This is a genomic window from Elioraea sp. (assembly GCF_051860475.1).
Taxonomy (GTDB): domain Bacteria; phylum Pseudomonadota; class Alphaproteobacteria; order Acetobacterales; family Acetobacteraceae; genus Elioraea.
This window is the reverse complement of sequence record NZ_JBHYDW010000009.1, coordinates 26,340-40,962: the sequence shown is the minus strand read 5'-3', so window position 1 is coordinate 40,962 and position 14,623 is coordinate 26,340. Positions and strand designations below refer to the sequence as shown.

At 70.8% G+C, this 14,623-nt stretch carries 12 protein-coding genes; 6 read left to right on the top strand and 6 right to left on the bottom strand.

The window, feature by feature from the left end; all coding sequences use genetic code 11:
* Nucleotides 1–5: 5 nt before the first annotated feature.
* The 6 genes from ACTIFU_RS03300 (at nucleotide 6) to ACTIFU_RS03275 (ending at nucleotide 7,508) form a co-directional block, all read left to right on the top strand.
* A complete protein-coding gene (locus ACTIFU_RS03300; RefSeq protein WP_439576882.1) occupies nucleotides 6–581 on the top strand; it encodes a thiamine pyrophosphate-dependent enzyme in 576 nt (191 codons plus the stop codon).
* A gap of 58 nt (nucleotides 582–639) precedes the next feature.
* Nucleotides 640–1,035, top strand: coding sequence for a carboxymuconolactone decarboxylase family protein (locus ACTIFU_RS03295; protein ID WP_439576862.1), 396 nt, complete (start codon nucleotides 640–642; stop codon nucleotides 1,033–1,035).
* A gap of 3 nt (nucleotides 1,036–1,038) precedes the next feature.
* Nucleotides 1,039–1,929 (top strand): NAD(P)-dependent oxidoreductase, encoded by an 891-nt coding sequence (locus tag ACTIFU_RS03290; protein WP_439576861.1) that lies wholly within the window; start codon nucleotides 1,039–1,041, stop codon nucleotides 1,927–1,929.
* Nucleotides 1,930–2,654: 725 nt separating this feature from the next.
* Nucleotides 2,655–3,251, top strand: coding sequence for a SphA family protein (locus tag ACTIFU_RS03285; RefSeq protein WP_439576860.1), 597 nt, complete (start codon nucleotides 2,655–2,657; stop codon nucleotides 3,249–3,251).
* A 47-nt stretch (nucleotides 3,252–3,298) separates the two neighbouring features.
* Nucleotides 3,299–4,873, top strand: a complete 1,575-nt coding sequence (locus ACTIFU_RS03280; protein ID WP_439576859.1) for an amidohydrolase — start codon at nucleotides 3,299–3,301, stop codon at nucleotides 4,871–4,873.
* Between the two features lie 118 nt (nucleotides 4,874–4,991).
* Complete coding sequence (locus ACTIFU_RS03275; protein ID WP_439576858.1) at nucleotides 4,992–7,508, top strand: ATP-binding protein; 2,517 nt, start codon at nucleotides 4,992–4,994, stop codon at nucleotides 7,506–7,508.
* On the opposite strand, the gene ACTIFU_RS03270 is transcribed toward ACTIFU_RS03275, so the two are convergent.
* From ACTIFU_RS03270 to hydA, 6 genes are read right to left on the bottom strand one after another with little or no spacing between them, the layout of a single operon-like run.
* Entirely contained in the window at nucleotides 7,509–8,597 is a 1,089-nt protein-coding gene (locus tag ACTIFU_RS03270) for an ABC transporter ATP-binding protein (protein ID WP_439576857.1), read from the bottom strand.
* A gap of 5 nt (nucleotides 8,598–8,602) precedes the next feature.
* Nucleotides 8,603–9,490: a carbohydrate ABC transporter permease gene (locus ACTIFU_RS03265; protein WP_439576856.1), complete on the bottom strand. Its 888-nt coding sequence runs from the start codon at nucleotides 9,488–9,490 to the stop codon at nucleotides 8,603–8,605.
* Entirely contained in the window at nucleotides 9,487–10,380 is an 894-nt protein-coding gene (locus tag ACTIFU_RS03260; RefSeq protein WP_439576855.1) for a carbohydrate ABC transporter permease, read from the bottom strand. Before ACTIFU_RS03260 ends, ACTIFU_RS03265 begins: the two co-directional genes overlap by 4 nt.
* Nucleotides 10,381–10,428: 48 nt before the next feature.
* Entirely contained in the window at nucleotides 10,429–11,802 is a 1,374-nt protein-coding gene (locus ACTIFU_RS03255) for an extracellular solute-binding protein (RefSeq protein WP_439576854.1), read from the bottom strand.
* 40 nt (nucleotides 11,803–11,842) lie between these two features.
* A complete protein-coding gene (gene hisD / locus ACTIFU_RS03250) occupies nucleotides 11,843–13,126 on the bottom strand; it encodes a histidinol dehydrogenase (RefSeq protein ID WP_439576853.1) in 1,284 nt (427 codons plus the stop codon).
* A 54-nt stretch (nucleotides 13,127–13,180) separates the two neighbouring features.
* Nucleotides 13,181–14,620 (bottom strand): dihydropyrimidinase, encoded by a 1,440-nt coding sequence (gene hydA / locus ACTIFU_RS03245; RefSeq protein ID WP_439576852.1) that lies wholly within the window; start codon nucleotides 14,618–14,620, stop codon nucleotides 13,181–13,183.
* Nucleotides 14,621–14,623: the final 3 nt, after the last annotated feature.

Below are 14,623 nucleotides of genomic sequence, written 5' to 3'. Positions count from 1 at the left end.
GCGCGATGTTGGAGCGGCGCGCGGCGGTGCGCGCGCTGATGGCCGACCGGCCGGCGGATCTGCTGGTGGTGGCCGGGCTCGGCACCCCTGGCTACGACCTTTTCGCCGCCGGCGACCACGACGCGAACTTCTATCTCTGGGGTGCCATGGGCGGCGCGGCAATGATCGGGCTGGGGCTCGCGCTCGCGCAGCCCGACCGCCCTATCCTCGTGCTGACCGGCGACGGCGAGGCGCTGATGGGGCTCGGCGCGCTGGCGACCATTGGCGCGCAGCGGCCCGCGAACCTGCTCGTGGTGGTGCTCGACAACGGGCATTTCGGCGAGACCGGCATGCAGCCGAGCCACACCAGCCTCGGCACCGACCTGCCGCGCGTCGCCGAAGCGTGCGGCTTCGCCTGGTCCGAGACCGTGCGCGACATGGCCGGGATCGAGGCGATCCGGCCGCGCCTTGCCACGCCGGCGGGCCCCGGCCTGGTGCGCGCGATCATCGGCGCCGAGCCCACACCCAAGGCGCTGCCGGCGCGGGACGGGGCGTATCTCGCGACCCGGTTCCGCGCGCAGCTCGGCCTCGCCCCCGGTTGACCGGGCCGGGCCGCCCCCCGACCATCCGCGCGCGCCAACGCCATCACGGGAGACGCCGATGCCGCAGGATCCGTTCTTCAACCAGACGCTGTTCGACAAGGGGCTCGAGGTCCGCAAGGCGGTGCTCGGCAAGGAGTATGTCGAGTCCTCGATCGCCAAGGCCGACGACTTCATGGAGGCGTTCCAGGAGTTCACCACCCAGTACTGCTGGGGGATCATCTGGAATCGCCCGGGGCTCGATCGGCGCACGCGCAGCTTCCTGAACATGGCGATGCTGATCGCGCTCAACCGACCGAACGAGCTCCGCCTGCACATCGGTGGCGCGCTCGAGAACGGCATCACCAAGGCGGAGATCAAGGAGGTCTGCCTGCAGGCGTTCGTGTACTGCGGCGTGCCGGCGAGCCTGGATGCCTTCAAGGTCGCGCAGGAGGTGTTCAAGGCGCGCGGGATCTGAGCCGTGTCAGGCGCGATCACGCCGCCCGCCGCGATCGCCTTCATCGGCCTCGGCAAGATGGGCGTGCCGATGGCCGCGCGGCTGGTCGGCGCCGGCTTCGCGCTGCGCGGCTGGGACCTCGCCCCGCCGGCGCGGCTCGCCGCCGCGGCCGCCGGCATCCCGCTCGCCGCTGCCGCCGCCGAGGCGTGCCGGGAGGCGGCCGCCGTCATCACCATGCTGCCGGACGGCAAGGCAGTGCGGGCCGCGCTGGAAGACCCGGCGGTCGCGGCGTCGCTGACGCCCGAGACGCTGGTGATCGACATGTCCTCCTCCGATCCGCTCGCCACGCGCGACCTCCACGCCGCGCTCGCCGCACGCGGCATTGCGTTGGTCGACGCGCCGGTCTCGGGTGGTGTCGCGCGCGCGATCGACGGCACGCTCGCGATCATGGCGGGCGGCGAGGCCGCAGCGATCGACCGTGCCGAGGCGCTGTTCGCGGCCATGGGCAAACACGTCTTCCGCTGCGGCCCGCCCGGCGCGGGCCACGCGATGAAGGCGCTGAACAACTACGTCTCGGCGGCCGGCCTGGTCGCGGCGATCGAAGCGGTCGCGGTCGGCGCGCGGTTCGGGCTCGATCCCGCAACGATGGTCGATGTGCTGAACGCCTCCACCGGACGCAACAACTCCACCGAGGTGAAGCTGAAGCAGCACATCCTCTCGGGCGGGTTCGGTTCGGGATTCTCGATCGGGCTGATGGCCAAGGACCTCGCGACGGCCGGCGCGCTCGCGGACGGGATCGGCGTGGACGCGCCGCTCGCGGCCGAGATGGCGCGGCGCTGGCGCGCGGCGGCCGACGAGCTCGGCGCCGGCGCCGATCACACCGCGATCGCCAAGGTGATCCTGCCGGCAGGCTGACGCTGCTGCTGCCCCGCTGCAAGGACGGGGACGAGTCCATCGACCCCCCAGCCGGGCGCGCGAGCGCCCGCCCGACGGATCGTGGCGGGGGCATCGGATGCCTGCCCGGACAGGGCCGCCGGCCCGCGCCGGGGCGGCGCCGTTCGCCGGCCGCGTGGCATGAGCCGGTCATGGGTTTCGCCTGGACAGGGCGCGAACGCCTCCGGCACAGTCCCGGAAATTCAAGGTTGAGTTGGGCTGTGCGCCCCCGAGCCCTTGCGGCTCCACGGCCAGCACACTGCCGCGGCGCAGCGGGCATGAAGCCAGGGAATGCTCCTCCTCGGCTGACTCATGCCGGACAGTCCCGCGGCCATGGCCGACATCGTGGCGGCCGGCCACATCGGAGATGCCATGCCTGTCCGGGCAGCGATCGTTGCGGTGGCGTTGGCAGTCGTCTCCCTCGCGTCTGACGTCCAGGCCGCGGAGCGCGCATCCGGTGTCGACGTCCTCGGCCTCCGCGGGCCCGGCGCCGGCATGACACCCCCGCCCGGGCTGTTCCTGTCGAACCAGTTCTATCTCTACAACGGCCGCATCGGCGACGAGGTGCCGCTCGACGGCGGGCGGATCGTCGGCCGCGCGCGCGTGTGCGCCGGGGTCAATATCCCGACGCTGCTCGGCGTGACGCCGGTCGAGATTCTCGGCGGTCGCCTCGGCTTCACCCTGACCGTTCCGCTGGGCGCGTCAGTGTGGCAGGCCGACTCGGACCGTTCGCCGTCGCCGACACCCTCACCACCGTCGCTGATCCGCCGGTCGGCGCCTTCCTCGGCTGGCGTTCGGGGGCGCTCCACTGGCAGGCCGGCGTCACGGCGTTCCTCCCGATCGGTGACTACCGCCGGGGCCGCCTTGCCAATGTGGCGAAGAACCGGGGCGCCCTGGATCTGTTCGGCGCGCTCACCTGGTTCGATCCGGCGATCGGCATCGATCTCACCCATGCGATCGGCGTCACCGTCAACCGGGAGAACCGCGCCACGCGATACCGGACCGGCAGCGAGTTCCACTGGGACTGGTCGGCGACCTACCGGTTCGACAACGGCATCTCGCTCGGGCCCACGGGGTACCACTATCGTCAGCTCTCCGGCGACAGCGGCGTGGGCGCGCGGTTGGGTCCGTTCCGCGGCAGCGCCTGGGCTGTCGGCGCGGCGGCGGGATACGAGTTCCGCCTCGGCAGGCTGCCGGTGACGGCGCGCATCCGCTACTTCCGCGAGATCGACACCACCCGGCGCCTCAGGGGTGACGCGGTGTTCTTCGGCTTTTCCTTGCCGCTCTATGTTCCGGGGGCGTGATGCGGGCCCCCGGCGATCCGTCCCTCAAAGCACACGGGGAGTTCATCGTGCCGACTGAGCCACATGGCGGACTTGATCGTCGTACCCTGCTGGCTGCGACGGCCACAGGCGGCGCCGCAGCGCTGGCGGGCGCAGACAGCGTGCTCGCGCAGGCGCAGCCGCCATCCCCGGCCGCCGCGGGTCCGGGCACGCCGCCGCCCTCGGCCGCCATGGCGGCCCGTGCGGTGGAGGCGGTGCGCGAGCCGATCCTGCGCATCTCGCGCGAGGTCTGGGCCACGCCCGAACTCTCGCTGCACGAGGCGAAATCCTCCGAGATCCACATCCGCGAGATCGAGGCGCAGGGCTTCCGCATCGTCAGCCGCGGCACCGCCGGCGTGCCGACCGCCTTTCTGGCCGAGTGGAGCCAGGGCAGCGGCGGGGCGAAGATCGGCTATCTGCCGGAGTATGACGCGCTGCCGAGCCTCGGCAACGCCGCCGAGCCGCGCCAGGTGCCGGGCCCGACCGGGGCCGAGGTCGGACATGGCTGCGGCCACAACATGATCGGCGCCGGCTGCACCGGTGCAGCCTTCGCGCTCAAGCGCATGATGCAGGAGGCCGGCGCGCCCGGCACCATCCGCATCTATGGCTGTGCCGCGGAGGAGGTGGAGGGTGCGAAGGTCTACATGGCGCGCGAGGACCTCTTCGCCGATCTCGATGCCGCCCTCGCCTGGCATCCGGCCCCCGTCGGCGGCGCGGGCATCGTCTGGCAGAATGCGCTCCAGAAGGCCAAGGTCATGTTCCATGGCCGCAGCGCCCATGCCGGCAATGCGCCCTGGGAAGGCCGCAGCGCGCTGAAGGCGGCCGAGCTCTTCGGCCTCGGCATCCAGATGATGCGCGAGCATGTCCTGCCCACCGCACGCATCCACTACATCTACGAACGTGCCGGCACCGCGCCGAATGTCGTCCCCGACTTCGCCCAGATCTGGATCGTGGTGCGCGACCGCGACATGCCGAAGGTCCAGGCGATGATGGACTGGATGCAGCAGATCGCGGAGGGCGCCGCGATGGCGACGCAGACGCGCGCCGAGGCGGATGCGTTCTTCGGCACCCACGACCTGATGCCGAACGAGCCGCTCGCCCGGCTGCTCTACCGCCACCTCGAAACGGTGCCGCTCGACTGGACCGCGGAGGAACAGGCCTTCGCCCGCACCTGCCAGAAGGAGATGGGGCTGCGCGAGGCCGGCATGGCGACGCGGCTCATTCCCTTCGTGACGGATGGCGGCTCGGGCGGCTCCACCGATCTCGGCGATGTGAGCTGGCAGACGCCGACCGGCGTCTTCGCCTGGCCGACCATGCCGCTTGGCGTCGGGCTGCACACCTGGCCGGTGACGGCCTGCGGCGGCATGTCCATCGGCGACAAGAGTTCGATCGCGACGGCGGCGGTGCTGGCCGCTGCCGGCTTCGACCTCATGACCGATCCGGCGCTGCGCGAGGCCGCGCGCGCGGATTTCCGTCGCCGCATCGGCGACCGCCCGTTCCGTTCCGCCATCCCTGCCAGCCGCACCCGTCCGCTCGGCGTGCCGGAGTACCTGATCCGCACCGGCGAGGACGAGATCGTCTCCGCGCTCCGTCCGTCGGGGTAGCGCGCGCCGCTCGCGCGGTCCCATGGTGCCGCGCAGGTGCATGCGTGCCGGCATCTGTCCTAGTCTCGCGGGGCTCCGGCCGTCGGCCGGGAGCGGAGACGGCGACTGGATCGCACCCATGGACGCGCCGGAGGAGACACCGATCGCATCTTCACGGCTGCGCCGGCCACGCCGGCTGGGCCTGCTTGCGGCGCTTGTGCTCGTGCAGTTCGCACTCGGCGCCTTCATCGGCTGGGCCCTGCTCGACCAGCGCGCGCGGGCACGGGCGGAGGCGTTCGGGCTCGCCGAGCAGGCCGCGCGGGCGTGGGCGCGCCAGGTCGGCGAGAACCTCCGCATCGCCGCGCTGACCCTCGACACGATCGACGCCGGCGACCCGTGGGGCCAGAACCGCCCCGGCATCCGCCGCGTGCTGGTGGATTTCGCCGAGACGATCCCGTGGCTGAACACGGTGTTCATCGCCGATCCCGAGGGTGCCGTGGTGGTCGGCTCGCAGCTCGGCCCGCCGCCGCCCCCGGTCCACGACCAGCGCTTCTTCCGCCACCATGCCACCGCGCCGGCCGGGCTCTACCTCGCCGGGCCGATCGCCGACCCGGCCAATGGGCGGCGCGTGATCGTGCTGAGCCGCCGCCTCGGCCCGAGTTGGCGCGCCATGGACGGGGTGGCGGTCGCCACCCTGGATCACGCATCCTTCCAGGATCTGTTCCGCTCGGTCGCGCTGCCCTGGCGGCCGCTGGTCCGGCTCGTGCGCGCGGACGGCTCGGTCCTGGTCAGCCAGCCCGAACTCGATCCTCCTGTCACCGCAGAGCGCCCGCGTGCCGCGAGCGACGGGCGGTTCGCCGCCGCCGGCCGGATCGACGCGGTGCCGCATGACGACGGCGTGACGCGGGACGTGGTGGTGGTCCCGACTGGATTCCTGAACACCGCCGTCACGGTCGGGATCGATCCGCGTGCCGTCGACGCGGCGTTCTGGGAGACCTCGCGCGCCGAGGTCGTCGCCGCCTCCGGGCTGTTCCTGATGCTCGGGTTCGTCGCGGTGCTGATGGCGCGCACGCTGGGCCGGGCGGACGAGGCGCGTGCGGTGGTCGCGGTGCAGGCGCGCGACCTCGCCGCGAAAGTGGCCGAGCTCGAGGCCGCCCGCACCGAGGCGGAGCGCGCGAGCCGCGCCAAGAGCGATTTCCTCGCCGCGATCAGCCACGAACTGCGCACGCCCCTGAACGGCGTGCTCGGCATGAACCGCCTGCTGCTGGACAGCGCACTCTCCGCCCAGCAACGCGAGCAGGCCGAGACGGTGCAGCACTGCGCGCGCAGCCTGACCACGATGATCGAGGCGCTGTTCGATGCCGCGCAGCTCGAGACCGGCACGCTCGCGCTGGCCGAGGCGACGTTCGAGCCGGCTGCGCTCGCCGAGGAGGTGGTCGCGGCCAGGGCCGAGGAGGCGCGGACCAAGGGGCTGGAGCTCGCCCTGGTGCTGGGAGAGGGCGCTGTGCAGCCGCGCCGCGGCGATCCGGACCGCGTCCGCCAGGTCCTGGCGACGCTGGTCGACAACGCGGTGCGCCATACCGCCTCGGGATCGGTGGTGGTCCGGATCGAGGCCGCCGAGGCGCTCGACATGGTGGTCGCGGACACCGGACCTGGGATCGCGCCGGAGCGGCAGGCCGGCATCTTCGAACGTTTCGCCGAGGCCGATCCCGCACAGCCGCGCGGCCAGCCCCGCACCGGGCTCGGGCTCTCGACCGCGCGTGACCTGGTCGGGCTGATGGGTGGAACCATCACGGTCGCGAGCCATCCCGGTGGCGGCACGGCCTTCACGACCAGTCTGCCGCTGCCGCGCGAGGCGGCCACCGCCCGCCCGCCGCCGTTCCCGGGGCGGGTCCTGGTCGCCGAGCCGCGCGCGGCGAGCCGCGAGGCGCTGGTCTCGGCCTGCGCACGGCTTCGGGTCCCGGTCGATGCGGCCGCGGCGCCGGAGGAGGCCTTGCAGCGCGCCGGGTTCGCGGCGGCCGCGCGGCGCCCCTATGACGCGGCGATCATCGCCGCCTCGGGCGATCCGGAGGCCGACGCGGGCGTCGCGCTCGGGCTGCGGCGGCTCGGCGTCGGCGCGGTGATCCTGGCCACGGCGTCGGGCGAGCCGGCGGCGGCGTTCGATGACACTCTGGTCGTGCCGGCGCCGCGCGACGCGATCGCCGCGACGCTCGCCACGTGCACGCGCGAACGCGCGCGCGCGGAGCCGGCCGTGCGTCGCCCGGGCCGTGTCCTGGTCGCGGAGGACAACGGCATCAGCCGGACGCTGATGCAGCGTCTTCTGGAGCGTGCCGGCTGGCGCGTCGCAACCGCGGAGGATGGCGCCCAGGCGCTCCGTGCGGTCCAGCAGGACGGCCCGTTCGACATCGTGCTGATGGACGTGCAGATGCCGGTGGTGGACGGGATCGCCGCGACACGCGCCATCCGTGACCTCGCGGGCGCTGCCGGACAGGTGCCGATCGTCGCGGTCACCGCCTTCGCCCTGCCCTCCGACCGCGACCGCTGCCTCAGCGCCGGGATGGATGCGTTCCTGACCAAGCCGGTCGAGCCGGATGCGCTGTTCGCGGTGCTCGAGCGGCTTACCGGCATGGCTGCGCCGGCGGCCGGATCCCCTTGATCATTCCCGCCGGGGGAGAGCGCGTCCTGTTTCAGGGTCGAACAGGTGCAGTTTGGCCGGGTCGAACGCGACCGCGGCCGGCGCGTTCAGTTCGGCGCGGATCTCGCTCTTCACCTCGGCGGTGATGCGGAGCTTCGGCGCGATCTCGACCTCGATCAGGCGCTCCGAGCCGATCAGCTCCGTCATCCAGACCGTGCCCGGGATCGCGTGGGGATCATCGGCGGAGGCGATGCGCACGTCCTGCGGGCGGATGCCGAGCACGAGGCGGCGCGGCGCGGCGGCGAGGTCGAACTGCGCGGGCGCCGGGATCGTGCGGCCGGCAAGGCGCAGCACCGGCACGTCGCCGACACTCGCGACCTCGACCTCGGCGAAGTTCATCGGCGGGCTGCCGATGAAGCCGGCGACGAACAGGTTGGCGGGGCGGTCATAGACCTCCTCGGGCGTCGCGTATTGCTGCACGATTCCCTGGTCCATCACCGCGACCAGATCCGACATCGTCATCGCCTCGAGCTGGTCATGGGTGACGTAGATCGAGGTCGTTTCGAGATCCAGGTGGAAGCGCTTCAGTTCGCCGCGCATGGTCGCGCGCAGCTTGGCGTCGAGGTTCGAGAGCGGCTCGTCCATCAGGAAGATGTCGGGCTTGCGCGCCATCGCCCGGCCGAGTGCGACGCGCTGGCGCTGCCCGCCCGAGAGCGCGCGCGGCTTGCGCGCGAGCAGATGCGCGATCTCGAGCACGCGCGCGACCACGCCGACCTTCTCGCCGCGCTCGGCGCGCGGAATGCCGCGCACCTTCAGCCCGTAGCCGATATTCGCCGCCACATCCATCGTCGGGTAGAGCGCGTAGGACTGGAACACCATGGCGATGTTGCGGTCGCCCGGGGTGAGGTGATCCACACGCTGGGCGCCGAAGTAGATCTGCCCCTCGGAGGCGCGTTCGAGCCCGGCGATCAGCCTCAAGAGCGTGGTCTTGCCGCAGCCCGAGGGGCCGAGCAGGGTGACGAACCTGCGCTCGGGGAAGGTGAGGTCGAGCGACTTCAGCACCAGGTTCGAGCCGAAGGACTTCGAGAGGCGTTCGATGCGCACATCCATCGCGCTCAGCCCTTCACCGCGCCGGCGCCGAAGCCGGCGACCAGGTGGCGTTGCAGCAGCATGAACAGCAGCGCCATCGGCACCGTCATCAGCACCGAGGAGGCCATCATCAATCCCCAATCCACATGCGTGCCGTCGAAGAAGTGCATCACCCCGACGGTCAGCGGCAGGTTCTCCATCGAGTTCATGAACACCCGGCCGAACAGGTAGTCGTTCCACGACACGATCAGGGTGAAGATCGCGGCCGCGACGATGCCGGGCCAGGCGGTCGGCAGCACGATCTCCCAGAACACGCGCAGCCGCGAGGCGCCGTCCACCAGCGCCGCCTCCTCGATCTCGATCGGCACGCCGCGGAAGAACGCCCACATCAGCCACATGCAGAACGGCAGGGTGATGCAGACATAGCCGAGGATGAGCGACAGCAGCGTGTCGGTCAGCCTGAGCTCGACCATCACCAGGAACATCGGAAAGACGAAGATGATCGAGGGCACCATGTAGCCGATCAGTGCGAGGTAGGGCACCGAGCGCTGGCCGGGGAAGCGGAAGCGCGTGAGCGAATAGGCGGCGAGCGTGGACACCACCGTGCTGATGATCGTGGTGCCGATGGTGACGATCACGGAGTTGATGAACCAGTCGATGAAGAAGGCCGAGGGCGGCACGGCTGTGCCCGAGGCGGCGCCGGCCTGGAAGTAGGCGTCCCTGCCTTCGAGCAGCGCGCGGTAGTTCTCGAGCGTCCAGGTCTCGGGCCAGAGCGTGGGTGGCCAGAGGAAGATCTCGTCCTTGGGCTTCACCGAGGTGAAGAATGCCCAGATCAGCGGGAAGCAGACCAGGAACGTCACACCGGCGAGCAGCGCATAGAGCACGACGCGGCCTGCGACCTCCTTCGCGGTCATGCCGGCTTCTCCTCGCGTCCGAAGCCCGAGACGCGCACATAGACGATCGTGCCCGCGAGCAGCAGCACGATCATGATCACGCCCGTCGCCGCCGCCACGCCGAGCCGCAGATTCGCCATCCCCTCCTCGAACGCATAGACCGCAAGGTTGAAGGTCGAGGTGCCCGGCCCCCCGCGCGTGAGCAGGTAGATCTCCTCGAATTTGTTGAAGGTCCAGATCGTGCGGAACACGATCACCACCACCAGTACCTCCTTCAGCATCGGCAGCGTGATGTCCAGGAAGCGCCGCATCGCCCCGGCGCCGTCCACCTTGGCCGCGTCGTAGAGCTCGGTCGGAATGGTCTGCAGCCGCGCGAGCACGCAGATGATGACGAACGGCGTGTACTTCCACACGTTGAGCAGGATGGCGGACATCATCGCCATGTCCGGGGTGGACAGCCAGGCGATGTTCTCCGAGATCACGCCGAGCCGCAGCAGCGCGTGGTTCACGATCCCGATCTCGGAGTTGAAGATCCAGCGCCAGTTCAGCGCGATCACCACGGTCGGGACGATATAGGGGAACAGCAGCAGCCCGCGGAAGACCGCGATCCCTGGCAGCGCGGTGTGCAGCAGCATCGCCATGCCGACGCCGAGCACGGTCTGGAACAGGATCGACCAGCCGGTCCACACGAGCGCCTGGTGGAAGCTCTCCCAGAACAGCGGGTCGTCGAGGATGCGCTCGAAATTGTCGAGCCCGACCCAATGGAGGTCATCGGGGCGCAGCGGGTTGTACTGGTAGAAGGCAAGCCGGATCGCCTCCGTCACCGGCCAGACGATGAAGGTGGCGGCGGTGATGAGGAAGGGCAGCATGAACAGGATGCCGACCTGACGGTCGGACAGGCGGAACCGCATCGCGCGAAACATCAGCGGGGGCGGAACGCGTCCGCCCCCGCTCCCCCCTCAGCCCGCAAGGAGGCGCTGGTTGTCGCGCCGGATCGATTCGAACTGGCGGTGGCCCCATTCCGCCGCCACCTTGGCCGACTCGTTGTTCAGAAGCATGCGCTGCACCGCCTGGGCCCACACGCTGCGGCCGTGCGCGAAGCCGGCGAGCGGATTCACGCCCTTCTTCAGCTCGAGCCCGGTGTTGCAGGCGTGCGGCACTGACTGCTCGAAGATCACCTCGAGCGTGCGCTTCTTGGACTGGTAGAAGGGATGGGCGAGCATCGCCGGCGCGCTCGCGACGTCCTTGAACACCGGCCCCACGTTCGGCATCAGGCTCTGGCTGTAGCGCACCATCCAGTCGACGCTGTTCGACACGTAGGCGACCGCCTCCTTCACCTCGCGGATGAACGGATTGTCGCGCGCGGGGATGATCCAGCCATTGATGTCGGTCCAGGACCAGCGCCCGCCGGTGCGCGGATGGGCGGGGTTCAGGTAGTACTCCATGTGCTGGAAGATGGCGGGCGCCTCCTCGGCCGCGCGGCCCATGGTGCGGCCCCAATAGGCCGACATGCCGGTGCGGCCGGTGACGTGCTGGTCGACGACCTGGAGGAAGCTGAACTCGACCGCGGCGCGCGGCATGTACGGGTTCAGGCGCCTGATGAACTCGAACGCCTCGACGGTGGCGGGGCTGTCGAACACGGTCTTGAACCCGTCCGCCGGGTCCCAGGTCATGCCGCCGGCCTGCCAGATCAACTGGGAGATGTGGTAGTCGGCGCAGAGATTGCGCCCGAGCGCCATGGTGTAGCCGGCCATGCCCGGCTTCTTCTCCGAGATCGCCTTTGCCGCGTCGGCGAAGCGGTCCCAGGTCCACTCCGCCGGATTGCCGAGCCCGAGCTCGTTGATGATGTCCTGCTGCACGACGAGCAGGCAGGGCTGGTGGTGCACCGGCACGGCATAGTTCGTGCCCCTCCAGCCGCCGAACTGCTCGAGCGTGAAGCCGTCCACCAGGCGCTCCTTGGCGCGGATCGCGGTGGTCACGTCATCGACCGGCTCCAGCAGGCCCTCGGCGGCGAGCTGATAGGCGATCGGGCTTTCCACGCTGATCAGCGCGGGCGGGCGCCGCGCGGCGAGGTCGGTGGTCAGCTTCACCGTGACGCCGTCCCACGGGATCTGCTCGATCTCGAAGCGGATATTGGCGTTGTTGCGCTGGGCCCACTCGTTCATGCCCTGCACGAACACCCCGCCATAGGGGCCGGGCTCGCCCCAGACGCGGGCGACGCGCGGGCCTCCTTGCGCGATCGCGGGGGCCGCGAGGCCGGCGGCGAGGGCGGCGCCGCCCGCGCCTTGCAGCAGGCGGCGGCGGGTCGCGGACAGGCGTATCGTTGCGGTCATGGTTTCCTCCTCACGTCGCGGGCTCATGCCCGTCGTTGCGTCACACGTTCTTCGGCGCGTAGCGGGCGAAGCGCACATCCGCCGTCTTCTCGTGCGCCAGCATCCCCTCCTCATGGCAGATCCGCCCCATGATCGGTGCGATCCGCCGCGAGGCGTCATCGGTGAGCCGCTGCCACGTCACGGTCCTGATGAACTTGCCGACCCAGAGCCCGCCCGTATAGCGCGCCGCCCGTCCGGTCGGCAGGGTGTGGTTCGTGCCGACACCCTTGTCGCCGTAAGCGACCGTCGACTGCTCGCCGACGAACAGGCTGCCGTAGTTGGTCAGGTTCGCGAGGTACCAGTCGTCGCGCGCGGTCTGCACTTCGAGGTGCTCGGGGGCGTACTCGTCCGACACCGCGACCGCCTCCGCGTCGCTCTCGACGACGATGATCTCGCCGAGCGTCTCCCACGCCTGGCCGGCGATTGCCACGGTCGGCAGCGTCTTCAGTTGCAGCGCGATCTCGCCCAGCACCTGTTCGCCCAATCGGCGCGAGGTGGTGATCAGCCAGGCCGGGCTGTCCGGGCCGTGCTCGGCCTGCCCGAGCAGGTCGGTCGCGACCAGCGCCGGATCGGCGGTCTCGTCCGCGATCACCAGGATCTCGGTCGGGCCAGCGAGCAGGTCGATGCCGACCGTGCCGAAGAGCTGCCGCTTCGCCTCGGCGACGAAGGCGTTGCCGGGCCCCGTGATGAGGTCGCGCGGCGTCATGCCGACACAGCCATGGGCCATCGACGCGAGCGCCTGCACGCCGCCGATGCAGTAGATCTCATCCGCGCCCGAGCGGTGCAGCGCGTAGAGCGTCTGCGGATAGATCCCGTCCGCGTCGCGCGGCGGGGCCGCGCCGATGATGTGGCCGACGCCCGCGACCTTCGCCGTCGCGACCGACATGATCGCGGCGGAGATCAGCGGGTACTTCCCGCCCGGGATGTAGCAGCCGACCTTCGCGACCGGGATCAGCTTCTGGCCGAGCGTGATGCCGGGCTCGATCTCGGTCTGGAACTCCTGCATCGAGTCCCGCTGGGCACGCGCGAAGCCGGTCACCTTCGCGTGGGCGTAGGCGAAATCCTCCTTGAAGGTCTCGGGCAGGGCGCGCTCGACCGCGCGGACCGTGTCGTCAGAGACGCGGAACGTCTCGTTCTCCCACCGGTCGAACTGGCGCGCGTAGCGGCGCACGGCGTCATCGCGGTTGGCGGCGATGTCGTCGAGGATCTCGCGGACCCTGTCCTCGAGCGCACGCCGATCAGCCGGCGTGCGAGGCTCGGCTCGCTTCAGGTAGCTGCGCGCCACGACGTCTCTCCCCCTTCCCTCTGCGCGAAGCCTAGGGACCGCGCGGCGGTCGCGTCAACCGACCGGATCGAAGCCGTTGGCGAACACGCCGCGGCCGCGCGTGAGCACGTAGGGTCCGCGCGGCAGGAACCTGCCCGACCGCTCCTCCGCCTGCACCCGTCCATCCTGCATCACCACCTCGCCGCGGCGGATGGTCGCGACCGGCCAGCCGGTGACCTCCAGCCCCTCATAGGGCGTGTAGTCGATCGCGTGCTGCATCAGCGCGTTGGTGATGGTGACGCGCCTGGTCGGATCCCACAGCGCGAGATCGGCATCCGCGCCGACCGCGATCGTGCCCTTGCGCGGCGAGAGTCCGAACAGTCGCGCCGGGTTGGTCGCCGTCAGCGCCACGAACGCGGAGGCGCTGATGCGACCCTTCGACACGCCCTCGCTGAACACGATCGGCAGCCGTGCGGCGATCCCCGGGATGCCGTTCGGGATGTCGCGGAAGTTCGCGTCGCGGCCGTTCTGGCCCTTGCCGGCGCTCCCTTCATAGGAATACCCGCAGTGATCCGAGCTGATCACATCCAGCACGCCGCGCTGCACCATCGCCCAGACGCGCTCGTGCTCGGGCTCGTCGCGCGGCGAGGGGCTGCACATGAACTTGGCCCCCTCGAAGCCGGGCCGGTCCATGTGCCCTGCCGTCAGCGTCAGGTATTGCGTGCAGGTCTCGCCCCAGACCTTCACGCCGCGTGCCTGCGCCCGCGCGATCTCCTCGGCGGCCTCGGCGCAGGAGACATGGAACACCTGGATCGGCTGGTCGAGCAGCTCCGCGAGCGCGATCGCACGATGCGTCGCCTCGCGCTCCACCACGGGCGGGCGCGACCAGGCGTGATATTTCGGCGCCGTCATGCCGCGCGCGAGCAGCGCCTCGGTCATGAAGCGGATCGCCTGGTAGTTCTCGCAGTGCACGGTGACGAACGCGCCGAGCCTGCGCGCGGTCGCCAGCACGCGCAGATACTGCGCATCGTCCACGTGCAGCGGGTCGTAGGTGAGGAACACCTTGAAGCTGCGGATACCCATCTCGACGATGGCCGGCAGCTCCTGCGCGATCACCTGGTCGGTCGGGTCGGTGATGATCTGGTGGAACGAGTAGTCCATCAGCGCGGCGCGCGCGCGCCGTCGGTAGTCGTCGAGCGTCGGGCCGATCGGGTGGCCCTTGAACTGGCTCGCGAAGCAGATCGCGCTGGTGGTGCCGCCGGCGAAGGCGCTCTGCGAGGCGGTGACGAAACTGTCCTCGTGCACCGTGCCGTTCGCCTCGAGCTGCTCGATGTGGCAATGCGTGTCCACGCCGCCGGGCATCACGAGCAGGCCCCCGGCGTCGAGGATGCGCGCCGCGCTGTCGAGCGACTCGGCGATCGCGACGATCCGCCCGTCCGTCACGCCGACATCGGCGCGCATCTCCTCCGATGCAGTCACCACCGTGCCGCCGCGCAGCACCAGATCGAAGCTCATCCC

Coding starts and splice junctions, on each gene's coding strand:
- ACTIFU_RS03300 (WP_439576882.1), top strand. CDS start 6: ATGTTGGAGCGGCGCGCGGCGGTGCGCGCGCTGATGGCCGACCGGCCG.
- ACTIFU_RS03295 (WP_439576862.1), top strand. CDS start 640: ATGCCGCAGGATCCGTTCTTCAACCAGACGCTGTTCGACAAGGGGCTC.
- ACTIFU_RS03275 (WP_439576858.1), top strand. CDS start 4,992: ATGGACGCGCCGGAGGAGACACCGATCGCATCTTCACGGCTGCGCCGG.
- ACTIFU_RS03270 (WP_439576857.1), bottom strand. CDS start 8,597: ATGGATGTGCGCATCGAACGCCTCTCGAAGTCCTTCGGCTCGAACCTG.
- ACTIFU_RS03265 (WP_439576856.1), bottom strand. CDS start 9,490: ATGACCGCGAAGGAGGTCGCAGGCCGCGTCGTGCTCTATGCGCTGCTC.
- ACTIFU_RS03260 (WP_439576855.1), bottom strand. CDS start 10,380: ATGCGGTTCCGCCTGTCCGACCGTCAGGTCGGCATCCTGTTCATGCTG.
- ACTIFU_RS03255 (WP_439576854.1), bottom strand. CDS start 11,802: ATGACCGCAACGATACGCCTGTCCGCGACCCGCCGCCGCCTGCTGCAA.
- hydA (WP_439576852.1), bottom strand. CDS start 14,620: ATGAGCTTCGATCTGGTGCTGCGCGGCGGCACGGTGGTGACTGCATCG.